Annotated in this window: 24 protein-coding genes and 1 pseudogene; 19 read left to right on the plus strand and 6 right to left on the minus strand. The window is 39.4% G+C overall.

Annotated elements, in window-relative coordinates:
• Positions 1-780 precede the first annotated feature (780 nt).
• From NSQ71_RS02390 to NSQ71_RS02405, 4 genes are all read right to left on the minus strand, one after another.
• Positions 781-1,845, minus strand: coding sequence for a hydrogenase small subunit (locus tag NSQ71_RS02390; RefSeq protein ID WP_340732678.1), 1,065 nt, complete (start codon positions 1,843-1,845; stop codon positions 781-783).
• Between the two features lie 138 nt (positions 1,846-1,983).
• Entirely contained in the window at positions 1,984-2,679 is a 696-nt protein-coding gene (hypB, locus tag NSQ71_RS02395; RefSeq protein WP_063387610.1) for a hydrogenase nickel incorporation protein HypB, read from the minus strand.
• Positions 2,672-3,028, minus strand: a complete 357-nt coding sequence (gene hypA, locus NSQ71_RS02400) for a hydrogenase maturation nickel metallochaperone HypA (RefSeq protein WP_063387609.1) — start codon at positions 3,026-3,028, stop codon at positions 2,672-2,674. The genes hypB and hypA overlap by 8 nt, the downstream gene beginning before the upstream one ends.
• Positions 3,021-3,548: a DUF1641 domain-containing protein gene (locus tag NSQ71_RS02405; protein ID WP_339198563.1), complete on the minus strand. Its 528-nt coding sequence runs from the start codon at positions 3,546-3,548 to the stop codon at positions 3,021-3,023. Before NSQ71_RS02405 ends, hypA begins: the two co-directional genes overlap by 8 nt.
• 450 nt (positions 3,549-3,998) lie before the next feature.
• Here NSQ71_RS02405 and NSQ71_RS18465 point away from each other — a divergent pair.
• The 15 genes and pseudogenes from NSQ71_RS18465 to NSQ71_RS02480 form a co-directional block, all read left to right on the plus strand.
• Positions 3,999-4,094, plus strand: a pseudogene (locus NSQ71_RS18465) (ArsR family transcriptional regulator); the annotation flags it as partial.
• A gap of 213 nt (positions 4,095-4,307) precedes the next feature.
• Entirely contained in the window at positions 4,308-5,009 is a 702-nt protein-coding gene (locus tag NSQ71_RS02415) for a GntR family transcriptional regulator (RefSeq protein ID WP_340732681.1), read from the plus strand.
• A gap of 283 nt (positions 5,010-5,292) precedes the next feature.
• A complete protein-coding gene (gene phnG, locus NSQ71_RS02420; RefSeq protein WP_340732683.1) occupies positions 5,293-5,715 on the plus strand; it encodes a phosphonate C-P lyase system protein PhnG in 423 nt (140 codons plus the stop codon).
• A 16-nt stretch (positions 5,716-5,731) separates the two neighbouring features.
• Entirely contained in the window at positions 5,732-6,331 is a 600-nt protein-coding gene (gene phnH, locus NSQ71_RS02425) for a phosphonate C-P lyase system protein PhnH (protein WP_340732686.1), read from the plus strand.
• Positions 6,331-7,437 (plus strand): carbon-phosphorus lyase complex subunit PhnI, encoded by a 1,107-nt coding sequence (locus NSQ71_RS02430; protein ID WP_063387916.1) that lies wholly within the window; start codon positions 6,331-6,333, stop codon positions 7,435-7,437. Before phnH ends, NSQ71_RS02430 begins: the two co-directional genes overlap by 1 nt.
• Positions 7,438-7,452: 15 nt before the next feature.
• Positions 7,453-8,316, plus strand: coding sequence for an alpha-D-ribose 1-methylphosphonate 5-phosphate C-P-lyase PhnJ (locus NSQ71_RS02435; protein ID WP_063387915.1), 864 nt, complete (start codon positions 7,453-7,455; stop codon positions 8,314-8,316).
• Positions 8,309-9,154 carry an ATP-binding cassette domain-containing protein gene (locus NSQ71_RS02440; protein WP_063387914.1) on the plus strand — a complete coding sequence of 282 codons (846 nt, stop codon included), beginning with the start codon at positions 8,309-8,311 and terminating at the stop codon, positions 9,152-9,154. The genes NSQ71_RS02435 and NSQ71_RS02440 overlap by 8 nt, the downstream gene beginning before the upstream one ends.
• 36 nt (positions 9,155-9,190) lie before the next feature.
• Positions 9,191-10,369 (plus strand): phosphonate metabolism protein PhnM, encoded by a 1,179-nt coding sequence (gene phnM / locus NSQ71_RS02445; protein WP_340732691.1) that lies wholly within the window; start codon positions 9,191-9,193, stop codon positions 10,367-10,369.
• 22 nt (positions 10,370-10,391) lie between these two features.
• The gene (locus NSQ71_RS02450) at positions 10,392-11,042 is read left to right on the plus strand and encodes a DapH/DapD/GlmU-related protein (RefSeq protein ID WP_063387912.1); all 651 of its coding nucleotides are present in this window, start codon (positions 10,392-10,394) and stop codon (positions 11,040-11,042) included.
• Positions 11,020-11,748, plus strand: a complete 729-nt coding sequence (locus NSQ71_RS02455) for a phosphonate C-P lyase system protein PhnL (protein ID WP_063387911.1) — start codon at positions 11,020-11,022, stop codon at positions 11,746-11,748. The genes NSQ71_RS02450 and NSQ71_RS02455 overlap by 23 nt, the downstream gene beginning before the upstream one ends.
• A 111-nt stretch (positions 11,749-11,859) precedes the next feature.
• The gene (gene phnD / locus NSQ71_RS02460) at positions 11,860-12,915 is read left to right on the plus strand and encodes a phosphate/phosphite/phosphonate ABC transporter substrate-binding protein (protein WP_340732694.1); all 1,056 of its coding nucleotides are present in this window, start codon (positions 11,860-11,862) and stop codon (positions 12,913-12,915) included.
• Between the two features lie 21 nt (positions 12,916-12,936).
• The gene (gene phnC, locus NSQ71_RS02465) at positions 12,937-13,701 is read left to right on the plus strand and encodes a phosphonate ABC transporter ATP-binding protein (RefSeq protein WP_340732696.1); all 765 of its coding nucleotides are present in this window, start codon (positions 12,937-12,939) and stop codon (positions 13,699-13,701) included.
• 14 nt (positions 13,702-13,715) lie between these two features.
• Positions 13,716-14,501: a PhnE/PtxC family ABC transporter permease gene (locus tag NSQ71_RS02470; protein ID WP_340732697.1), complete on the plus strand. Its 786-nt coding sequence runs from the start codon at positions 13,716-13,718 to the stop codon at positions 14,499-14,501.
• 54 nt (positions 14,502-14,555) lie between these two features.
• A complete protein-coding gene (locus NSQ71_RS02475; RefSeq protein ID WP_340734392.1) occupies positions 14,556-15,407 on the plus strand; it encodes a PhnE/PtxC family ABC transporter permease in 852 nt (283 codons plus the stop codon).
• Positions 15,408-15,445: 38 nt separating this feature from the next.
• Complete coding sequence (locus NSQ71_RS02480) at positions 15,446-16,312, plus strand: PHP domain-containing protein (RefSeq protein WP_130156538.1); 867 nt, start codon at positions 15,446-15,448, stop codon at positions 16,310-16,312.
• Between the two features lie 250 nt (positions 16,313-16,562).
• On the opposite strand, the gene NSQ71_RS02485 is transcribed toward NSQ71_RS02480, so the two are convergent.
• Positions 16,563-16,739, minus strand: coding sequence for a hypothetical protein (locus NSQ71_RS02485; protein ID WP_340732700.1), 177 nt, complete (start codon positions 16,737-16,739; stop codon positions 16,563-16,565).
• 489 nt (positions 16,740-17,228) lie between these two features.
• Between NSQ71_RS02485 and NSQ71_RS02490 the strand changes: the two genes are divergently transcribed.
• The 4 genes from NSQ71_RS02490 to NSQ71_RS02505 all read left to right on the plus strand — a co-directional run bounded on the left by NSQ71_RS02490 (position 17,229) and on the right by NSQ71_RS02505 (position 20,390).
• Entirely contained in the window at positions 17,229-18,854 is a 1,626-nt protein-coding gene (locus tag NSQ71_RS02490) for a hypothetical protein (RefSeq protein ID WP_340732702.1), read from the plus strand.
• On the plus strand, positions 18,851-19,555 hold the full coding sequence (locus tag NSQ71_RS02495) for an ABC transporter ATP-binding protein (protein ID WP_340732703.1): 705 nt from the start codon (positions 18,851-18,853) through the stop codon (positions 19,553-19,555). The genes NSQ71_RS02490 and NSQ71_RS02495 overlap by 4 nt, the downstream gene beginning before the upstream one ends.
• 292 nt (positions 19,556-19,847) lie before the next feature.
• Complete coding sequence (locus tag NSQ71_RS02500; RefSeq protein WP_340734393.1) at positions 19,848-20,078, plus strand: stage II sporulation protein M; 231 nt, start codon at positions 19,848-19,850, stop codon at positions 20,076-20,078.
• 15 nt (positions 20,079-20,093) lie between these two features.
• A complete protein-coding gene (locus NSQ71_RS02505; protein ID WP_063387903.1) occupies positions 20,094-20,390 on the plus strand; it encodes a hypothetical protein in 297 nt (98 codons plus the stop codon).
• A gap of 555 nt (positions 20,391-20,945) precedes the next feature.
• Here the strand turns inward: NSQ71_RS02505 and NSQ71_RS02510 are convergent.
• Positions 20,946-22,151, minus strand: coding sequence for a serine hydrolase domain-containing protein (locus tag NSQ71_RS02510; protein WP_311066826.1), 1,206 nt, complete (start codon positions 22,149-22,151; stop codon positions 20,946-20,948).
• Positions 22,152-22,347 lie beyond the last annotated feature (196 nt).

Raw genomic sequence — 22,347 nt, forward strand, 5'->3', positions numbered from 1 at the left:
ACGGTCACTTTTACCGTTAAGCAACATCAACAAACGGCTTATTCGTGCTTCACTCATATCCGGTTCCACTTCATCTTGATGACAAAAGTTGCGAATTTCGTTAATATCACGGAACAAGCTTCACGTCTTTGTGGAGATGTCACTTTTTCCGTTAAGCAACATCAACAAACGGCTTATTGGTGCTTCGCTCATATCCGGTTCCCACTAGATGCTGATGACAAAAGTCGTGATTTTCGTTAATGATCACGGAAAGCTTCACGTCTTTGTGTAGATAGTCACTTTTTCCGTTAAGTAAGATCACAAACGGTTTATTGGTGCTTCGCTCATATCCGGTTCCACTTCATCCTGATGACAAAAGTTGCGAATTTCGTTAATATCACGGAACAAGCTTCACGTCTTTGTGGAGATGTCACTTTTTCCGTTAAGCAACATCAACAAACGGCTTATTGGTGCTTCGCTCATATCCGGTTCCCACTAGATGCTGATGACAAAAGTCGTGATTTTCGTTAATGATCACGGAAAGCTTCACGTCTTTGTGTAGATAGTCACTTTTTCCGTTAAGTAAGATCACAAACGGTTTATTGGTGCTTCGCTCATATCCGGTTCCACTTCATCCTGATGACAAAAGTTGCGAATTTTGTTAATGATCACGGAACAAGCTTCACGTCTTTGTGGAGATGTCACTTTTTCCGTTAAGTAACATCACAAACGGTTTATTGGTGCTTCACTCATATCTGATTCCACTTCATCTTGATGACAAAAATCCGAATTTCGTTAATATCACGGAACAAACATATCTTCTTTCGCCCATTTCGGCGCCACAGCACGTGCCAATGCCGCATTCACAGAGTAGCTGAGCGGATCGGTGCCTTGTGGTACTTCTTTTGGAATTGAGCCGAGAACTTTTTGCGTTTTAAAAACTGTTCCAGGTGCTAGGTCAAAGAACGGGAACTGAGGCTCCGTACAGCCAATACAAGGCATTCCTGCCCGAGTTTTGGAAGATTGACGGTTCCAAAGAATGCGGTTGCATGGCGAATGAGTCATTGGACCTCGACAGCCTTGCTCATAAAAGAGACATCCTTTTCGCGTACCTTGTCCGAACTCTTCCACCGGCTCTTTCCACTCGAAATACTGCACACGCGTACAGCCCGTTTGGGTAAACGTTTTAAAGAACGTTTGCGGACGTTGAAGATCGTCTAAAACAACATCTTCCAAACGGCCAGTAGCAATGGCTACAAGAATTTGCGTCACCCAGTCGGGATGAGCCGGACAACCAGGAATGTTAATGACTGGGAGTCCACCTTTCGAACGGAACTGTGTACCAAGAAATCCCCCGCGTTCTTCTTTCATATATTGAAGACCAATCGATTCAGACGGATTCGGTTTTGTCGCCGGAATTCCACCCCAGCACGCACAATCACCGATTGCGACAACGTATTGCGCTTTATGGGCGAAATCCCAAATCCAGTTTTTTTTCGGACGGTCCATAAGCATATCATAGTGCCCTGTTCCGTCAGGTCCCTGAATAATTGTCCCTTCTACCACCAAGATATCCAGTGGGATTTCGTCATTGAGAATTTGCTCATAAAGGCGGCGAACTTGCTCACCGAACTCCATCGACAAAGAATGGTGATACAAAATGTTAATGCCAAAATCGGTTACTAAATCAATGACCGTTGGCTCTTCCGCATTTAAAAATGATTGAGTGTTTCCATTGCACGCACCGCCGTGCATCCAAAGGAGATTCACCATTTTCTCCACCTCCAAAAAGTTTTGGGCAAGATTTTTCAATTTCAATACCTTTGCGCAACGAAAGTCAGAAGGTTCTGATATTTTAAAATACATCTTCGTATAGACGCTCTCCTGTTTAGATGTCTCACTGGTGTTTGGCGACTTGTCGGCTTGATTCAAATCGTTTTCTATTTCAACCAAACGACTCAAAATCATAGTCTTTCGCAGCGTTCTATTCATCTAAAATTTTGCTTATAGAGAGCCGGACGAATGAATAAATGCTGATTTATCCGCTTCCAGCTGTGAAATCCATTCGTCAATTCCTTCTCCTGTGCGAGCAGAAACTTCGTGAATGCGAATGCCTGGGCGCACCTCATTCAATGCTTCATAAAATCGTTTTCGCTGAAAATCTACCGCTTCCGCTAAATCAATTTTTGTGATAATCGCCGTATCAGCACTGTTGACAATAGTCGGATATTTTACCGGTTTATCCTCGCCCTCTGTCACGGAAAAAAGAACTACACGCTGGTTTTCTCCCAAGTCATAACTTGCGGGACAGACGAGATTTCCAACATTTTCGATAAAAAGGAAATCAAATGTTTCCAACTCCCAATCTTGCAACGTTCGCTCAATCATTTCCGCTTCCAGATGGCAAACTGTGCCAGTAGTAATTTGACGCACTTTTGCTCCACTTTGCCGCAAGCGGTCCGCGTCGTTTTCAGTTGCTAAATCGCCAACTAAAGCGGCTGTTCGATAGCGTTTGCCAAGGCGGGTAAGCACTTCTGTAAGCAGCGTCGTTTTTCCCGCTCCAGGACTGGAAACGAGATTGACGACATAAACGCCCACATTTTGAAACCGCTTTCTTAATTCTCTAGCAAGGAGATCATTTTTCTTCAAAACATTCTGGCGAATTTCAACAATTCGAGGATTTAAGGTCAAATCATGCATTTTCTTCTCCACCTTCCAATGCGTACAATTCCATCTCTCTTCCCGCAAGGACTTGGCCAGTTTTTGTGCCGCACGTAGGACAGCGCATAGGAAGCGGTTCAGGCAAAATCCGTTCTTCTTGGCAGTTGGGACAGAAAATGGTCACGGGGACATCTTCAATAATAAGTTTAGCCCCTTCCAACGAAGTTCCCTGAACAACCACATCAAAAGAAAATTCTAAGGCTTCTTTTACGACACCTGATAATACTCCAAGCTTTAAAAACAGCGCTTTAACTTTCTTTATTCCCGAATTTTCCGCCGCTTCTGCCGCCAATTCAACTAAGCTTTGGGCAATAGACAACTCATGCATCGCTGATCTCCTTCGATAAGTTTCGTGCAAAATTAAGGACGAAATTAAGTGCAGGCTGTACTTCCGGATCGCTTAATGTCCGCATCAGACCAATAATTCCCACACGTTTCGTTCCCGTTTCCGCTGCTTCTTTAGAGGCTTGATACAATGAACGCGACACCTTTCCAATTACTTGCACCGAGCGCACGTCCAAAACATCGGACTTGAACAGCTCTTGGATTTGCGGAGAATCGAGGAATTCTTGCATTTTATGCAACGCGGTTAAAGCATTCTCAAAACGCGTAACATATTCTGGTCTAGATATGCCTTGTCGCAAAAGAACGACAAGTTCATTGATCGAATCAGCAAATTCCGGTCCGCGTTGAAGAAAATTTTCCAGCATATCCAAAAGGAACGTTACATTCTCCAGCTTATCAAGCAAGTGGATTAGCTGCTCCATCGTTCGCGGATCTGAAAGCTTTTCAACCAACAAGTGATCAATGGACGTCTCCATAACCGCTCCTTTCCCAGCTTCCCCCATTTTGATTCCTCCTTCTTGATTTTTACAGAAAAAAGTGTGTCATTTTGGGAATATTGTTGTCTTTTTTTGCTAGCTGTTAAAATAATAATACAACAATTCAGAATTTTTTAACACTATATTTTATAAAAACTATTTTAAGTTTTTGCTTCTTCGCTAATAGAATTATTCGTTGATCATACAGGATATGAATAGGTGAACGAAATAAAAAACTATCAAGTAAAGTTGTTTCAAGAATAGTGATAAGTTGTGGAATAAAATGATGAAAACTGATCAATACCTTTACCGATAAGGGTTAAATAGAATGGGTTTAGTAAAGAGCTTGAAAATTTTAGTATTTTTTGATTCATATTTTCCAAAACTGATCCGGCTCTACACAAGAAACAGAAAGGAATTTTATGGAACATGGATGGAAGGAACGTATTTCAACTCGATTGAAACGTTCTTAATGCTTTCCAGGAGGGTTTTACACATTGCGTTTGCAAGCTTCTTGAAGTGTTTGACATAAGTCAGCCGTCGATTAGCAAGCATCTTCGCAAATTAGATTAATATAATGCAGCAAAACTTTATTTATCAGCATCTAAAGCAAATTAGCAGTTGGATCCTCTATAGACTATAAAATGGGCTTGGACAGTTCCAGTTACTTAAACTATACTGAATGTAACCAATAGAAAGTGTAGCAAAAAATATTTTTCAAAGCGCAGTTTTTGAACTGCCGTGTGAAAAAATAGCAGGTCAATTTCAAAGCGGGGTAGAATGCAGATGGCAGAAGAAATGGAGATCATTGATAAAATCATATCAGATATTCATTCTGGCAGGTATGGGGCCAATGATAAATTACCATCCGAAAATGAGCTTGCTGACTATTTTAACGTTCCGCGAATGACAATCCGCAAAGTATACGAAAGGCTTCAGGAGATGGGATATATTTATTCAAGACAAGGAAAGGGCAGCTATGTAAAAGATCGGCAAATGCAGATTCCGCTTGTTCTTTCCGGGGATGAAAGCTTCAGCAGGAAAATGATTAGACTTGGGCACCATTTCCGATCGAAAAACATTTTTTGCGAAGAAATCGGCTATAATAAAGCAATCTTTCATTCTCTCGGTGCTGAGGAAACGGATCGAATATTTAAAATAGGCAGGCTGCGCATTGTCAATAATCGACCAATTGCCTTGCATATTTCCTACGTGGCGAAATCCGTATTTGATGATATTGATTTGTACGGCAAGGAAATCACGTCCATGTTTGATTATTATCAAAAGAAAGGCTTCACTGAATTTGAATCGAAGTCAAGCGTGTTAAAGGTTTTATTTCCGACTAAATTCTTATGGGAAATTCTTGAATGCACGAGCTTAATTCCGCTTTTAGTGTTGGAGACAGGATGTATCGATAAAAAAACCGGAACGGTGCTTGAACATACAGAAATTTTTTATCGGAGTGATTGCTTTAACTTTGTTATATAAAAAACTTTTGCTTTCGGGTATGTCCGATAAGTCCCTAAAATCCAACAAGTAGAGGAAAACATGCGTTTTTCTCTGCTTGTTTTTATATGCTTTCGATTTTGGATTGAAAGCAGCAGAGAGATTCATTCAAGGAATCTCTCTTTTTTTTTTGTGCTCATTAACATTTTCTTAAAAATGCGTTTGCAAAAAATTAATAGAATTTACTTTTTTTTAAATTTTTTCCACTTGGCAACAAGATATGCTTAAATCAACGGAAGCAAAAAATCATGATGGAGGGGCGGAAATGGAAAGAAGGCGAAGAACAGAAATTTTAATCAACGGAAATAAGAACGTTGCTGCCACATTGGCACAACAAATTTTAGCTAAGTATGAGGTAAAAACGATTGAAAAGCCGAACAACGGTTTAGTAATGGTAAAAGTTCGGGAAACGGCAAAGAACAGTTTGTTCTACTTAGGAGAAGTTTTTGTAACAGAATGTAAAGTGGAAATTAACGGGTATATCGGCATCGGCATATTAAAAGGACATGAGCCGGAATTAGCATACCATTTGGCTGTGGTCGATGCAGCTTACAATGCACAATTGCCAGAAACGGAACGATGGAATGAAGTTTTGTTGAAGGAGGAAGCAGCAATTCATGAGCAAAGAAAGAACTCCTTCATGAAAATTTTGAAGACAAAAGTAAATTTTGAAACGATGGATGTTTAAAAGGAGCAGAGGTTGAATGAAATTAAATTTTATTCACGATATTCAACGTGCATATCGAAAAGTTGTTGATTCCATGTCTAGGCCCGGATTGATAACAAACTTAAAAGATGAGGCGGCCAAAGTAGATCTTGAGGCTGGCTGTTTTCCCTCGACACTTGTTCTGGCTGCAATGCTTCTAGATACTGAAGTGACCTTTAAGGTAGTTTCCGAGAAGGAAGAAGAGACAACTCGCTGGATAAACCAACTAACCTATGCAAAAGCTGATGCAGCAGAACGCGCTGATTTCGTTTTTGTACTTTATGACAAAGCTGAAGATGAACTTGGGCAAATATTACAGCGAGTAAAAACCGGCAGTCTCATCGATCCCCATGATTCAGCAACCATTATTGTTGAGGCAGATGCTGTTACGGATGGATGCGATTTCAAATTAACAGGTCCGGGCATTGAAGAAGCAAATTATGTAAATGTTTCAGTAAATGGGAATTGGATGGAAGTTCGACAGCAACAAAACGCTGAATTTCCAATGGGGGTTGATTTAATTTTTGTGGACAAAAATCATCATCTCTTATGTCTGCCAAGGACGACGCAAATTTTATCAGAAGGGAGGAAGCTTTGATGGGATATGTGGCAGTGAAAGGCGGAACAATTGCCATTGAGGAGTCGATTAAACGGCTGAAATATGAGCGGTTAAAAAAAGGAGTTGTTCTTGACATTGGCAGAATTGAAGCTGGCCTGCGGGGATTGATTGATCAGGTGATGTCAGAGAGCAGTCTATATGACGAAACCCTTGCGGCGCTAGCGATCAAACATGCTGAAGGCAATCTTGAAGAAGCGGTTTTTCTGCTTCGTGCATATCGATCCACTTTACCGCGCAAGCATTATTCGCAAATAGTTAATACAAAGGACATGAGTATCGAAAGAAGGATTTCAGCTAGTTTTAAAGATATACCAGGCGGCCAAATTTTGGGAGCTACAACTGACTACACTCATCGTTTGCTCGACTTTGACCTCATGGAGGAAACAGATGAAGATGCAGTAAATTGGCTTTCGGCCTATGAGAAGGAAATGCTCGATGAAGTGGATGAAAAACATTTTGGCAAACTGCCAAAAGTAAGTGATTACTTAAGAAAAGAAGGTTTGTTCTCGGAGTGTGTAATGGACAATACAGAGCCTGATGATGTAACGAGAAAAAGCTTGACGTTTCCTTCCACCCGCAGTCAGCGTCTCCAAGTTTTAACAAGAGGCCAGACAGGGGCGGTGACTTCATTAGCTTATGCCGTCATTCGCGGATATGGAAGTCTTCATCCAACAGTAGGTGAACTGCGTGTCGGCTATTTGCCGGTTTACATCGATAGCCCTTTTCATTCATTTAATAGAGAAGACGATGCTTATTATATTGGGGAAATTAAAGCAACCGAAGTCGAAATGTTAATTCCGGAAACAGTTGAGATCGGGGACGGGAAAAAGGAAATTAAGTTTGAAATCGGATATGGTCTTTGCTTTGGTCAAAATGAAACGAAAGCAATCGCAATGGGAATTTTAGACAATAGTTTGGAGAAAGGAAATAGGGACTATCCGACAGGAGACGAGGAATTTGTCCTTTATCATATTGATTCGGTTGAATCCACCGGGTTTATTTCACATTTGAAGCTGCCTCACTATGTCACTTTCCAATCGAAGCTTGATATTGTACGCAAATCAAAAAGCAAGCAAGAAATGTAAAAAGGAGAGGAATTCATGCAAATCCATTATAATTTTGCTTTTTTCGATGAAGGTTCCAAACGGGAAATTCGAAGAGCCACATTAAAAGCAATTGCCATTCCGGGCTATCAAGTTCCATTTGCATCAAGAGAAATGCCGATTGCACGCGGCTGGGGAACAGGTGGACTGCAATTAACCCTTTCTCTCATTGGCAAAGATGATGTTTTAAAAGTAATCGACCAAGGCTCTGATGAATCCGTTAATGCGGTAAACATTAAAAAATTGGTGATGAAAACGGCGGGCATTAAAACGACGGAGGAGACGCAAGAAGCAACGATCATTCAATCAAGACATCGAATTCCAGAAATTCCTCTTACAGAAGGCCAGATACTTGTATTACAAGTACCACTGCCTGAACCGCTGCGCGATTATGAACCGAGCGAATATAATACGAAAAGGCTTCATGCGGAGAAAGAATACAGCGGCGCATGGCTGATGCTTTTTGAACAAATCATGAAATACGGGCATATGGCTTCGGATTTTGATCATCCTGTGATGGTGGAAAATCGGTATGTCATGGCGCCGAGTCCTATACCAAGGTTTGATAATCCGAAAATGCACTATTCAAAGGCATTAATTTTGCTTGGAGCCGGTCGTGAAAAGAAGATATACGCTGTACCACCATACACGAAAGTCGTTTCACTTGCGTTTGACGATTATCCGTTTGAAGTGGAGAGCTTTGAAGATAAACATTGCAGACTGTGCGGCGCTACGGGAGTATATTTGGATGAATTGTTTAATGAGGAAACAGGTGAAACCTATTACCAATGCAATGATACAAGCTATTGTTTATCAAGATTAAATGAGCAATCAGAATCAAGAGGTGTTCAACATGGATGATTTAAGCAATCCAGTATTATCGGTCAAAAAGTTAAACAAACAATTCGGACCTGGATGCAGCCAATGCGGAAAGGCGGATTCCGCCGTTTTGGTGAAAAACTTTTGCCCTGTCTGCGGTACGGTATATGCTTGCCGTGATATTTCGTTTGATCTCTATCCCGGTGAAGTATTAGGCATTGTAGGTGAAAGCGGCAGCGGTAAATCAACATTAATGAGACAGCTATATTTTGATCAAGAGGCCACAAGCGGTGAAGTGTATATCCGATTTTATCATGATGGAAAAAAAAACGTATTAAACGAGTCCTCCCAACAAAAACGGTACATTCGCAACCATCTGATGGGGAAAGTTTACCAAAATCCGCTTCTCGGCTTGCGCATGAACTTTTCCTCCATCGGCAATATTGCTGAAAAATTAATTGCGGCAGGGAACAGGAATGTTGGACAGATGGTGTTAAGAGGACAAGTGCTGCTTGAGGAGGTAAACATTCCGCTATTTAGGATGAAGGAGGAGCCCCAAAAATTTTCGGGGGGCATGCAGCAAAGAGTTCAAATCGCCAAAGCATTGTCGAATAATCCGCCGATTCTTCTTCTCGATGAAGTAACGACCGGTCTTGATTTGTCCGTTCAAGCAAATGTTTTAGATTTGATACGGAATTTACAGAGGGAACTGAAGATAAGCATGATCGTTGTTTCCCATGATTTAGGCGTTATCAGAATGCTTGCAGACAGAACGTTCGTCATGCTGGAAGGAAAAATTATCGAGCAAGGGTTGACCGATCAAATTTTGGAAGATCCACAGCATCCTTATACACAGCAGCTCGTCCATTCGTTATTATGATCAATTTTTTGGACTTGTGAGAATGGAGGAAAAAACGTGTATCTCATAACAAACGGAAGAATTATAACGGAAGAAACCATTCTCGATGGTTACGATCTTCTTATTGAAGGAGATAAAATTAGCAAAATTGATGGCAAAGGGAAAATCGCTTGGAAAGAAGGAATGGAAGTACTCGATGCGGCGGGCGGATATGTCGCTCCTGGGTTTATCGATCTTCATTCTGACTATATTGAACATATGGCAGCACCAAGACCGACATCGTTAATGAATTTTCATTTAAGTCTTCGCGAAGCGGAAAAAGAATTAATCACCCATGGGATTACAACAATGTTTCACTCACTTTCTATTTATAAAAGCTCGGAATTTTCACATAAACCGATCCGTGAGCCGGAAAATGTCCGAAAATTTATTGAAATGATCCACCAAACTCATCATACAAAGCATTTAATACGACATCGGTTCCATGCACGGTTTGAAATTGACAGCATCGAAGAAGTTGAAAACTTAAAATCGTACATTGCTGAGAGCAAGGTGCACTTAATTTCGTTTATGGATCATACCCCTGGTCAAGGACAATATAGAGATTTAGAGGTTTACAGAAAAACGATAAAAGGCTACCAAGAGCTCAGTGATGAAGAGATTGATAGAGTCATTACAAAACATCAGCATAAGGAAAAATTAACACTTGAGGGAATAAAGGAAATTGCAACGCTGGCACAACAAAAAGGTATTGCTATCGCTTCTCATGACGATGACACGTTGGAAAAACTTGAGCTTGTGCAAAGCTTTGGGGCTTCGATCAGTGAATTTCCAATCACCTTGGAAATTGCTAAAAATGCGAAAAAGAAAGGAATGCTGACGGTAGCCGGGGCTCCGAACGTTCTTTTGGGAGGGTCCCACAGCGGAAATTTATCTGCACAAGAAGCCATTCAACACGGGTGTATCGATATTTTATGTAGTGACTATTATCCTCCATCGCTGCTTCATGCTGTTTTTAAAATGAGCGAAAAAAGCGATATCGACCTAGTCGAAATGTTTAAGCTTGTGACGATTAACCCGGCCAAAGCTGTCAAACTGGATGATCAAATTGGATCAATTAAGGAAGGAAAAAAAGCGGATATAGTCATCATCGAAAAAATAGACTTAGATTTTCCGGTTATCACGTCTTGTTTTGTGGACGGCCGTTTAATCTTGAAAACAAATTATAGAATTTAAAGATGATGGAAAGGGAGTTTCTATGATCGAGAAAAAACTGTCAAAAAAACCTTATATCCATGAACATTGCCAGTTGTTTCATACAGAATTAGGTGAATACACAGAAATAGGGGCTCACAATTATTTAGAAAATGTAAAAATGGGGGACTTTTCTTATACAGGACAGTTTTGCATCCTGCAAAATGTTGAAGTCGGAAAATTTTCCAATATTGCTGCGATGGTGCGAATCGGTCCTACCGCTCACCCGATGAATCGCCCTACTTTGCACCATATTACGTATCGGAGAAAAATGTATGGAGTTGATACTCATGACGATGACACGTTTTTATCATGGCGTAAAGCACAAATCACCTATATCGGCCATGACACATGGATTGGTCATGGGGCCATCATCATGCCTGGTGTAAAAATCGGCAATGGTGCAGTAGTCGGCAGCGGAGCCATTGTGACAAAGGATGTAGAGCCTTATACAATCGTTGCTGGAATACCAGCCAAACCGCTAAGGCGCCGATTTGATGAGCAAACGGTTAAACGATTGGAACGAATCAAGTGGTGGGACTGGTCGTATGAAACGTTGAAAGAACGAATTGACGACTTGTCTCAACATATTGAAACATTTCTAGATAAGTATGAGGGAAGAAGGGAATTCAGTGGAAAACATTTTAACGGTTGAGAGCCTGTCCAAAACATTTCGATTGCACAGTGTAAACAAGGAAATCCGCGCAATTAACAAGATTAGCTTTGTTGTAAAAGAAGGAGAATTTGTCGGTATTACCGGTAAAAGCGGCAGCGGTAAATCAACCATTTTAAAATGCATCTATCGCACATATTTGCCTGAAAGTGGAGACATCTGGTACAACTCAAAAAAGTTTGGCCTAATCAATTTGCGAGAAGCGACGGAAAGAGAAATGATTTATTTACGAAAGCATGAGATCGGATACGTATCGCAGTTTTTAAATGCTTTGCCGCGTATAACGGCCAGGGAAATAGTCAAACAAGCGATATTAGAAATGGGGCATAACGATAAGTATGCGGAGGAAGAAACAGAAAAAATATTGACGCATTTTGAACTGGATCCTCAGCTTTGGGATAGTTATGTTGCTACTTTTTCCGGAGGTGAAAAACTGCGGTTGAACATCGCTAGAGCAATGGTAAAGCGTCCGAGACTACTTTTATTGGATGAACCGACGGCAAGTTTAGATGATGAATCGAAGGAAAAAGTAAGAGTATTGATGGAACAGCTCGTTCGCGAAGGGACAACAATGCTGGGAATTTTTCATGATATGTTGTTCATGCAAAATTTATGTGATGTAGAATACCGAATGCTGGACGGGGAAATCATCAAGTATTCTGAAAAAAATCCCTTTACAAAACATTAAAAATTCTTTAGTAATTCAACGATATGAATTAACAATGCCTTTACATTCATCCTTTATATTCAATTATAAATGGAAAAATAATCTATTTTGAAAGGAAAAGGGGTAATGAATATGAAAAAAATGTTGAGGTTTATGAGCATCGCTTTCATCTTGGTCATCTTTTTATCAGGTTGTTCATCATCAGCAGGAACAGAAAGCGATTCCGCTCAAAAAAGCGGCGACGATATGCTTACAATTGCATGGTACCCGAATGAATCCGGCGAAGATTTGAAAGCGGCACGTGACGAAATCGCTAAGTTGATTGAAGAAGCAACTGGAAAGAAAGTCGAGCATAAGACGACAACTGATTACATTATTGCCATTGAGGCGATTGCAAACGGAAATGCTGATTTAGCGTTTATGGGTGCACAGGGATACATAGAGGCTCATGACAAAAATGAAAAAGTGCTTCCTCTCGTCGTTCCGAGCGGTGAATCCGGCACACTTGATGATGCCATGTACTACAGCTGGCTTGCTGTAAATAAAGGGGATGAAGACGAGTACAAAAGCGGCTCCGGGTTTTCCATTGATAATATAGCTGGAAAGAAATTTTCATTTGTGTCTAACAGCTCCACATCAGGCTTTAAAGTTCCATCGACCGAAATCGTTTCGTACTTTAGCCAAAAGGAAGAGTACAAAGATTTAACTGTTGACGACTTATTAGAAGGCGGCGAGGGCAAGTTTTTCAGCGAAGTGCAATATGGAGGCTCTCATCAAGGGTCTGCGGTTAACTTACTGTCTGGAAAAGTAGATGTAGCAGCATTTTGCGACACATGTGTGAACAACTATATTGAATTAGTTGACGGTGAGCAAAATAAACCGGGAGCGGTATATAAAGTCAAAAAAGATGCTGCTGAGCCGTTTCATACTGTGCCTGGAAAGGAATTTGTCTTAATTTCAGTCACACCGGTATTGAATGCTCCGTTTGTTGTCAATACGGAAACCGTATCTGAAGAAGATCGCAAAAAGCTTGTGGAAGCTTTTGTTTCTGATGAAGTAGCCAACAATACGAAGATTTTCGTGCCGGAGGATTCTGATTTTAGCGGTTTGTTTACGAAAAAAGCTAATGAGCGTTTCGTTGAAGTAGAGGATTCTTGGTTTGATCCGATCAGAGAATTGTCTAAATAAGGATTTGGTGAGGGATAAACGATGACAGCCATTTTAACATTAAATAACGTGTCAAAACGTTATGGAAGCAATACAATGGCGCTTCAAGACATGAACTTTTCTGTAAAAGAAGGGGAATTCGTTTCGATCATTGGTCCATCGGGGGCGGGGAAATCAACCCTCCTCCGGTGTATTAACCGCATGATCGAAGCGTCTAGCGGTGAAATCATATTTGATGGTGTCGACATTTTAAAGCTTGGCAAAAAAAGCTTAAGAAAAGTGAGAGCAACCATTGGAATGGTCTTTCAGCATTACAATCTTGTCACTAGATTAAGCGTAATTGAAAACGTGCTCCACGGAAGGCTCGGCTATAAGTCAACTTTGGCAGGAGCATTCGGTTTATACAGCGAGGAGGAGAAAAAGCAGGCGGTTCATATTCTCGGATTGTTGGGGCTGGAGGATCAAGTGTATAAACGGTGTGATCAGCTAAGCGGCGGACAAAAACAGCGCGTCGGAATTGCCAGAGCCTTAATTCAAAATCCGAGAATGCTATTGTGTGATGAGCCGATTGCCTCCTTAGATCCGAACTCAGCCAAAATCATTATGGATCATTTAAAAAATATTTCTTCTACACTCGGAATTACTTGTATTGTCAACCTGCACCAAGTCGATGTCGCTTTGAAGTACTCTGATCGAATTATCGGTATTAATAATGGAAAGAAAGTGTACGATGGCTCGCCGAAACAAATAACAGAAGATATTGTTCGCAATATTTATGGGTCTGAAGTAAAGAATCTGATTCTTTAATGTAGGTGAAGATCATGCAAGCAGATATCTTTGTAAAAAGAAGAAGAAGCTTCTCCTTATTTTTTTTATTGTTGATTGTGTTAACGTATCTTTCTATGTTGATAACAGATTTTCAGCTTGTGAAAGGACTCGCCTCTGTTGCAAAGGCAGTAGAGTGGGGAGTGACAAATTTTTTTCCTGATGCAAAAGCGATGGAAAAGCTTCCGGATATTTTAAGTAAATTACAAGAAACAGTTTTAATATCAGTCGCTTCCACGACAACAGCAGCTATTTTTGCAACTTTTTTCGCAATATGCGGTTCGAAGACGACGAAAGTGAATGGTTTATTAAGTGCAATAAGCAGAGGAATTGCAACTGTTTCTCGTAATATTCCGGTAGCTGCATGGGCATTGATTCTGCTCTTTTCTTTTGGACAAAGCTCCATTACCGGATTTTTTGCTTTGTTCTTCGCCTCCTTTGGTTTTTTAACGCGAGCATTTATAGAAACGATCGATGAAGTTAGCAATAGTTCCGTTGAAGCATTGCGTGCAACCGGCGCCCAATTTTTTTCGATCATCTTCCAGTCGGTCATTCCATCCAGCCTTCCTCAGATGATCAGTTGGGTATTATTTGAAATTGAAACGAATATTCGCAGCGCGACTTTAGTTGGAATTTTAACCGGTACTGGAATTGGTTTTTCTTTTGACTTGTATTATAAAAGCTCCAATTATAGTGCAGCGAGTTTGGTTGTCATGACTATCATACTGACGGTATTTGTCATTGAATATCTTTCGAATTTGATAAGAAGGGTCATTTTATAACGATGAATGAAAATTTAAGGAAGAAAGGGTGATGATATGAATAATGAATGGTTGATGAAAACTGGAAGCACTCTGAAAGACAGCGGAAAATTAACGCATTCTTCGAAAATAAAAGTGAAACCGTTGACGAAGCAGGCAATTGCCATCCGGCTGACATTGACAGCATTATTCGTTATTACTGTTTATGGCTTTACAATGTTTGATTATGGCGATACAAATTTCATGTCTGGATTAAAAGAAACATTTGCGAATTTTAAAACAATGTTTTTCGAAGCAAGCTTTTCGCGTTTAACTATAACAGAAGCAATCTATCAAGTGTTGATAACCTTGGGGCTTGCTTTTTTGACGACAGTGTTCGGAGCTGTTATTGCACTTTTTCTAGGGCTGTTGGCAGCGCAAAATTTATCAAATAAAGTTGTTTCCAATACCATTAAAGCCTTTGTTGCATTTATTCGCGCCGTTCCTACTGTTTTGTGGGTGCTGATTTTTTCCGTCGCTGCTGGTCTAGGAAGTGTTGCAGCTGTTATTGGCATGACGTTTCACTCCATTGGCTATTTGATTAAAGCATATTCTGAATCATTCGAAGAGCTGGATGAAGGTGTGATCGAAGCATTAAAGGGCTGCGGGGCCAATTGGTGGCAAATTGTGTTTCAGACGGTAATCCCCTCGTCAATGACATATTTAATTTCTTGGACGTTTATGAGATTTGAGATTAACTTTTCCGTTGCCGTTGCGATGGGTGCTGCCGCAGGAGCAGGCGGGATCGGATTTGATTTGTTTATGGCGAGCGGATTTTATTTTGATTTAAGGGAAATCGGAATGATTACTTACTTCATTCTTGTTTTAGCGATCATTTTCGAATTTGTTTCGACAAGAATGAAGGTAAATTTGCGTGAAACTCATTAATTATTTTATAAAAACAGTGAAAGCAGGTGTTGACCGTAATGATTGATTTACATTGTCATTCAAATATATCAGATGGCTCAATGAGTCTATTTGAAGTAATTTCTCTTGCGAAAGAAAAAGGAATCACCCATTTGGCAATTACGGACCATGATACGACAAAAGGATTAAAGGAAGCGAAATATATAGGAGAGCAGCTCGGAGTAACCATTATTCCAGGGATCGAGATTTCGGCTTATGACTATAAAAGACAACGGAGAGCCCATATTTTAGGCTTTTTTGTGGAACCGCATCACGAAGCGATTGAAAACCTGTGCAGCCCGCTGTTAAAGATGAGACACCTAGCATCATATGAAATGACGAAAAGAATTATGAAAGCAGGTTTTAACATTTCATGGGAAGAAGTAGAACAATTCGCCAAAGACGGCACAGGGGTATACAAACAGCATATTATGCATGCTTTAATAAACAAAGGATACGCTGACAAAATCTATGGCGATCTATATGATAAGCTTTTTTCAAAAGGCGGGGAAGGAAAGCCGCAAGGATTAGCGCACATACCTATACAGTATGTCGATGTGGAAGATGCGATTGTTGCCATCCGCGAGGCGGGCGGTCTGCCGGTACTTGCCCATCCAAAACAATTCAACAATTTTGATGCAATCCCCGAGTGGGTTGAGATTGGCTTAGAAGGCGTCGAAGCAGTTCACCCTTTGCATGGACCTAAGGACGAAGAACTTGTCAAATATTATGCGGACCAATTCGAGCTGATCGAAACAGGAGGATCTGATTTTCACGGCTTTTATGGAAATTTTGAACTAGGCAGCAAAGATGCCGGAATGGTTCGATATGAAAAACTTCTCGAACGCTATCAAAAGCTATGTGAAAGCAAGAAAACATTATCGTAAATGTAAGAAGCTCTCAACTTTCATTTTTTTTGGAGCCAAGTTAGGAATATAATTCGGGCATAAAACGCTTCTCTTTTCAATAATTGTAGTGTGTAAAAAATATGTTCCGTCATTAACAGTGGGAAACAGATGAATATTAAATTGATTCTTTATTTCGGCGATTATTTTAACAACAATTTACAGCCTTTTGCCTTCCGATTATTATCGTTTTGAACGGATAAAGGACTTACATATAAAAAAAGTCCTTTATTCAATTTCTTTTCTCCCTTTTCATTGTTCCTGCCAAATTGCAGCGTGCAAGAGCTCCCTCAGCAATGAGAACAATAACTGCGGCTTTTTTGACAATTTTTACTCTTTTCCCTATCATTAGGCTTTCAGCATTTCGGTTTGGAAGATAGAATACAGAAACTGACAACTTATTAAACATTCCGTTTTGCGTTCATCCTTTAATTATGATTTTCTGTAAGGGCTTCAACAAAATTACTGGTAAAAGAATCTCATGTTAAAGAGAAGTTCTGTCAATCTATTCCCCTCATCTTTCAGCACTTGAAGCTACTTCAACGGCAAAAGGCAACCTGCTCCAGTTCACTTTTTGTAACTCTCTCATGTAATCGTCAAATCATCTCTGTAAAATGGACGCTTATTAAAAAAGCGCGGGCATTTCCCCTAAAATAAAATTTATCAGAATATGGAATTTTTTCTATTATTTATGATATATTCAATCTAGATAAAGAATGGGCTCGAAATGGCAAATTAAAAAAATCGAGTGATGGCGAAATAATTTTTGCCATCACCCTAGATTTTAAATTCAGGGGGCAGTATGTTAAAATCTAATCTATTTTATTCGAATTTCAAGTTGAATTTTAGGCGCTATGTCAATAGATTTCTTTTTTTCTTTCCGTTTGGGGAAAATTTATTGAATCAAAAAATATTACTAGTTTTATTTGTTTTCATTTTTGGAGTATACAATTTTATCCTATATCATTTAGTAGAACTGATCATTCTTTATTTTTCTCAAACAGCTGTTTTGATAGTCAATTTGCTAGTATTATGGAATTTAATCAACAATCTTCGTTCTTCTCATGATATTTTGCAAAGGTTTGTTTATCCGGAAGATTTTCTCTTACTATACTCTGTGAAAACAGATCCAAAAGATATATTATTGGTAAGATTTTTTACGCAAATCATTTTCAAGTCACTGTTTTCGACTCTTTTCTTTTTATATCCAATCCTGTTCTACGTTTTAAATTTTGCAGAAGAATCAATAACTTCTCGGCTATTGTTATTTGTATCTTTTCCATTTTATGTTCTTTTTTTAATTGGGGTCGTCAGTTTTTATTCTTCAGGATTGTACATAATATATTCAAAGGTTTTGCATGTTGTTTTTCAGTCAGCTGTGAAAAGTGTACTTTCTTTCGTTTTTGTTATGCTGCTATCATTTCTGTCTACGATTGTATTTGGCTGGTTAGGTTTTAGCTACTTTTATGAGGAAAACTTTATAGAATCAATCGTTCATTCTATTTCTAGATTCAATCTTGATGTGATTTTGACTGGTTATGTGCTGCCTACTAATTGGTTATTTAATACACTAATGGAAGTAGAATACTTTCTCTATTATCAACCGCTGTTGCTGATTATTGGAATCATTCTAATTTATATTTCGTATCTTATTGTAAATAAGTATTTAGACGTAAAAGATATTTCGCAGCTTTCCAATGAAAAAACAAATGTCAACATAATAAAAAACAGATCTTTTCCTAACTTTGTTTATAGGAAACTAAAAAAACTTCTATCAAGAAAAGTTTTGGCGGTTATGAAAAAAGATTTCATCGCTTTCACTCGAGCGAACTTTTTAATAAAAAAGAGGTTTTATTTATCTATCTATATGCTGGCTTCCGAAATCGGTTTATTGCTCGGATTAGGAATGATGCAAAATTGGTTTGAATTCCCGGCTTTTTTCGTAATATATCCGATCATCTTTGCAGTTTCGTTAAATGTCTCGTTTTTAGGAGACGGATTATTAGGGATTACATCAGCTGATGCTGAAAGGGAGAACTTGCTTTTATATAAAGGGTCAGGCTCTTCTTTGAACCAGTTAATCGTAAGCAAGGCGATTTTACATGTTATTCCTATTTTGATCGTCATGAACGTTTTATTTATATGTGTTGTATCGTTTTTTCATCTGAAACTAAGTACTGTCATTATGATATTTGTCCTTGTAAATACTACCGCTATTATCATCAGCAGTGCTCAAATTATTGGAACGTTTTTGTATCCGCGTCTGGATTGGGAACATATTGAAGATGTTGGCTCTTCCGTTAAAGCTTCTGTTTTTGAACACACGATTCTTGGAATTGTTTTAATATTAAATTTAGAAATATATGGGCTGTTGGGGGTTCTTTACTGGAAAAACTACATCAGCAGCATTCTTTTTAATGTGTTGGCAATCTCAGGTTCTTCCTTGCTATTCATAAGCTTTTTTATATTCTTTTACTTTTGGATTAAACGAGTCGGTACTTCTCATTGGGAGATGAGCAGATGATTATAAAAGATGTTTCGAAAAGGTATAAGGAGTATGATGTATTAAAATCAATTAATATTACATTAAAAAGAGGAGAAATATATGGACTATTAGGGCCAAACGGTGCTGGGAAATCCACTTTGCTTAAATGTATAATCGGATTGGTCACTCCAGACTCTGGAAAAATATTTATTGACGGTAAGACAATTGATGATGATCGATCCGAATTTTTACAATATATAGGTTATGTGCCGGACACACCTTTTATTTATAATTATCTTACTCCAAAGGAATATTTAGATTTTATAGCTGACCTGCAGCAAGTACCCGATTCGCAAAAAACTGACCGTATTCAAATGTTGTTAAAAAATTTTTCACTAAAAGATAAGGAAAATGAAATGATTTCAACTCTTTCCTTTGGTATGAAGCATAAGCTGTCTGTTGCCGGTGCTATCATTCATGAACCGGATGTGCTTTTACTAGATGAGCCGCTAAGCTCATTTGATCCTCCGACAACAATGTTTATGAAAAAGTTTTTAAGGGAATACGCAGATAGTGGAAAAATTATTTTCATGTCTACTCATTTAGTGCATGTTGCTCAAAATCTATGCGATCGTGTAGGAGTTTTAATCAATGGGGAAATATTAAAGGAATACACGAACATGAAAAACATAATAAATTTCGAAAATATGATTATTAACGATATGGAAGATTTTGGTTAAATAAAAAACGTTCTACTGCGAAATAAGCGGGTTTTATCAGTGGCGTTTATAATATACGTGATTGGAATTATCATGGTATTTTTTTTGCAATATCTTACCTGTAGAAAGACAGGAACCAAATGTTGGGCGTACTATATTTGATTATTTTATACATAACGTACTTGCGGATGTTTTCATAAGCTTTACTATATTTACTTTTGGAATTTTTTCTGCTGCTTTATTACTAGTCAATGGTTTTTTAGTTGGTGTATCTATCATGCACAGTCTTCAACATGGGAACGATCTAATTTAGATTGTAACAGCCCTAGTTCCACATGGTATATTTGAGATTCCTGCTATGATTATTGCGGGTTCTATTGGGTTTAAACTGATTGATGCGGTCATTGCCAAAATGAGGGGAGAATCAAATTCCGTTTTTTTAAAGGACATCTTTACATTCTTTTTTCTAATGATCATTTTGACATTTATCGCTGCCGTTGTAGAGGCTAAGATCACTCCATATTTAATGGCCCAATTTTCATGAGGAGGTGTAAAGCATATGCTATGGGAAAAACTAAACTTAGAAAAATTGCTGAATGATTCGAATAATGGGTCAGATGATGAAGAAAATGAAAAAAGCACATGGTTTATACCCGTTTTTTACGTTTCCATATTATTAGCTTTATGTATAGCATTTATTGAGATAAAACTCATTTTAATCACGCTGTTTGCTCCTGCCATTATCGTCATAATGTGGAAGCCGCCGTTTAAAAATAAAAAAAGGCTCTTCCGAATTATATCATTCATATATCTTTTATTTCTAACTATTGTTACGATATGGTGGTTCCAAGGTTGAATTTCTAACGAAAGTTGTAAAGACTGTATCTTATGACGCTCACAAATTTTCATTTCATCTAATATATTGAAGTCTAATTCGTGATTTTGATGGAAATATACATTTCTGACAGATTTCACCGAAGTCATAATGTAAAAGACAATAAAGGCTGCTCGAAGCACAAACAGGGGCTGTCCAGCAAGTCAAAATCCACTGAAATCGAAGCATCATAAGCGTTGATATATCAACGTTTCTAAAACATTAAAGGGGCGTCTATAAGCCGGAAAATCGACTTATTAGAAAGCCCCTTAAAAATTTGTTTCAGTTTGCTGGATAGGCAAAAAGATTGGTCCGGAAAATCTCCGATATTCAATGATTGATATTGATAAATGCAGTGCATAAAAGGATTCTTAAAGAAAGCGCTATCGAATATATTTCTAACAAGCTCTTAAGCTATGGCTTCCGCCGCTGAAGTGTATGTTAGAAAGAAAATACTTTATATGATCATCCATCCGCACTTTGTGACATGATACGGAGTAAGCGGGGGAGTCATCTGTATAGTCTCCATTCCCTAGATCAAGTCGTAATCTGACCGAACCGTTTCAACGTACTATAGACTGCTGACTCGAATTCGAGGAAGCCTAAGTATGAACCCACATCTTGGAACGGAAATATTTGCGTAGCCCAATATCCGCCAATCCCGTTTTTGCGATCAATCCAGTAAAACAGGTTAGCCAATCCCGACCACATCAATTGGCCTGCTGGACGACCTGTAGGGGTAGGTTCATCGTTTACCTGGAATGTATAAGACCACGACTTTTGTACGCCGGGGTAGAACTCGCCGTCATTAGCCAGCGTTGGATCGGACGAAATCCATCCGCCGCTCTTCAATTCCCCAAGTCCGTTTTGAGACATTTGCGCGACTGTTTCTGGTTTGAGTACACCCGCACCGTCATTCAGAATCATTCGGATAAACTTCGTGTATTCGCCAATGCTCGCATACAAACCATGTCCTCCCATATCCATTTCTGGAGATTGCGGGAGAATAAGCTCAGGTTTTGGTGTGAGTTGACCATCCTGACTGCGGCTGTGGATGGTTGCGCGGCGTTCCATCATCGACGGTGATAACGTGAAACCGATGTCGGACATGCCGAGTGGAGCAAAAATACGCTCTGCCATCACTTCGCCCAGTCGTTTACCGGATACGGCTTCAACAACTTTACCAACCCAGTCGATGTTGACGCCATAGTTCCAGCGTTCACCTGGCTCGAATAGAAGCACGCTCTTTACAGAGTCAAATGTACTAGTGAGAATGGAAGGTACTCCTTTTGCTTCACGGTATTTTCGATCTTCATGACTGAAGAACTCGTAGCCGAAGCCGGCAGTGTGAAGCATCAACATGTTGATCGTAACGTCGGTTTTTGCTTCCCTTAGTTTTGGCTGCCCGTCTTTGTCAAACCCTTCGAGAACTGGAATCTCGGCAATCTCAGGTACATACTTCTTGACCGGATCGTCGAGACTGACTTTTCCTTCCTCGACCAATTTCATCAATGCCGTACCGGTGATGGCCTTCGTGGTCGAAAAAAGAGCGAACACTGTATCGGTGGTCATCGGTGTTTTCTTTCCAAGATCGCGTACACCGGCTGCCCCCTCATAGATGTTTCCGTCCCGGTCAGTTACCATTGCAACTACACCAGGGGCTCCTCCAGCCCTGCCTACAGCGGTATCCAACACCTTGTCAAGAGTTTCCTTGAGAGCATCCTTTACTGCTTGTCTTGTCATATCTTTACCCCCTTTAAGCGCTTACAATTTTAATTATTTAAAAAATTTTCTGTATTTTCAAAACAAACTATATCACGCTCAAACAGAGCCTGTCAAATTTTATTGTGTTGAGCGCTTTTTCATTGTCTTTTTTGAAGCTGTATCAGCAGCGAATTCAGCATTGAAGGCTAAGTTCAAGTACTACAACCGAAGAGGC

Origin of the sequence: Aeribacillus sp. FSL M8-0235 (assembly GCF_038000355.1) — a bacterium.
Taxonomy (GTDB): Bacteria; Bacillota; Bacilli; order Bacillales; family Aeribacillaceae; genus Aeribacillus; species Aeribacillus composti.

What these genes read in the sequence shown, in the direction of transcription:
- NSQ71_RS02390 (WP_340732678.1), bottom strand. Translation starts at nt 1,845, where the DNA reads ATGTATTTTAAAATATCAGAACCTTCTGACTTTCGTTGCGCAAAGGTA.
- hypB (WP_063387610.1), bottom strand. Translation starts at nt 2,679, where the DNA reads ATGCATGATTTGACCTTAAATCCTCGAATTGTTGAAATTCGCCAGAAT.
- hypA (WP_063387609.1), bottom strand. Translation starts at nt 3,028, where the DNA reads ATGCATGAGTTGTCTATTGCCCAAAGCTTAGTTGAATTGGCGGCAGAA.
- NSQ71_RS02405 (WP_339198563.1), bottom strand. Translation starts at nt 3,548, where the DNA reads ATGGGGGAAGCTGGGAAAGGAGCGGTTATGGAGACGTCCATTGATCAC.
- NSQ71_RS02415 (WP_340732681.1), top strand. Translation starts at nt 4,308, where the DNA reads ATGGCAGAAGAAATGGAGATCATTGATAAAATCATATCAGATATTCAT.
- phnG (WP_340732683.1), top strand. Translation starts at nt 5,293, where the DNA reads ATGGAAAGAAGGCGAAGAACAGAAATTTTAATCAACGGAAATAAGAAC.
- phnH (WP_340732686.1), top strand. Translation starts at nt 5,732, where the DNA reads ATGAAATTAAATTTTATTCACGATATTCAACGTGCATATCGAAAAGTT.
- NSQ71_RS02430 (WP_063387916.1), top strand. Translation starts at nt 6,331, where the DNA reads ATGGGATATGTGGCAGTGAAAGGCGGAACAATTGCCATTGAGGAGTCG.
- NSQ71_RS02435 (WP_063387915.1), top strand. Translation starts at nt 7,453, where the DNA reads ATGCAAATCCATTATAATTTTGCTTTTTTCGATGAAGGTTCCAAACGG.
- NSQ71_RS02440 (WP_063387914.1), top strand. Translation starts at nt 8,309, where the DNA reads ATGGATGATTTAAGCAATCCAGTATTATCGGTCAAAAAGTTAAACAAA.
- NSQ71_RS02450 (WP_063387912.1), top strand. Translation starts at nt 10,392, where the DNA reads ATGATCGAGAAAAAACTGTCAAAAAAACCTTATATCCATGAACATTGC.
- phnD (WP_340732694.1), top strand. Translation starts at nt 11,860, where the DNA reads ATGAAAAAAATGTTGAGGTTTATGAGCATCGCTTTCATCTTGGTCATC.
- phnC (WP_340732696.1), top strand. Translation starts at nt 12,937, where the DNA reads ATGACAGCCATTTTAACATTAAATAACGTGTCAAAACGTTATGGAAGC.
- NSQ71_RS02470 (WP_340732697.1), top strand. Translation starts at nt 13,716, where the DNA reads ATGCAAGCAGATATCTTTGTAAAAAGAAGAAGAAGCTTCTCCTTATTT.
- NSQ71_RS02475 (WP_340734392.1), top strand. Translation starts at nt 14,556, where the DNA reads ATGAAAACTGGAAGCACTCTGAAAGACAGCGGAAAATTAACGCATTCT.
- NSQ71_RS02480 (WP_130156538.1), top strand. Translation starts at nt 15,446, where the DNA reads ATGATTGATTTACATTGTCATTCAAATATATCAGATGGCTCAATGAGT.
- NSQ71_RS02485 (WP_340732700.1), bottom strand. Translation starts at nt 16,739, where the DNA reads ATGTTTAATAAGTTGTCAGTTTCTGTATTCTATCTTCCAAACCGAAAT.
- NSQ71_RS02495 (WP_340732703.1), top strand. Translation starts at nt 18,851, where the DNA reads ATGATTATAAAAGATGTTTCGAAAAGGTATAAGGAGTATGATGTATTA.
- NSQ71_RS02505 (WP_063387903.1), top strand. Translation starts at nt 20,094, where the DNA reads ATGCTATGGGAAAAACTAAACTTAGAAAAATTGCTGAATGATTCGAAT.
- NSQ71_RS02510 (WP_311066826.1), bottom strand. Translation starts at nt 22,151, where the DNA reads ATGACAAGACAAGCAGTAAAGGATGCTCTCAAGGAAACTCTTGACAAG.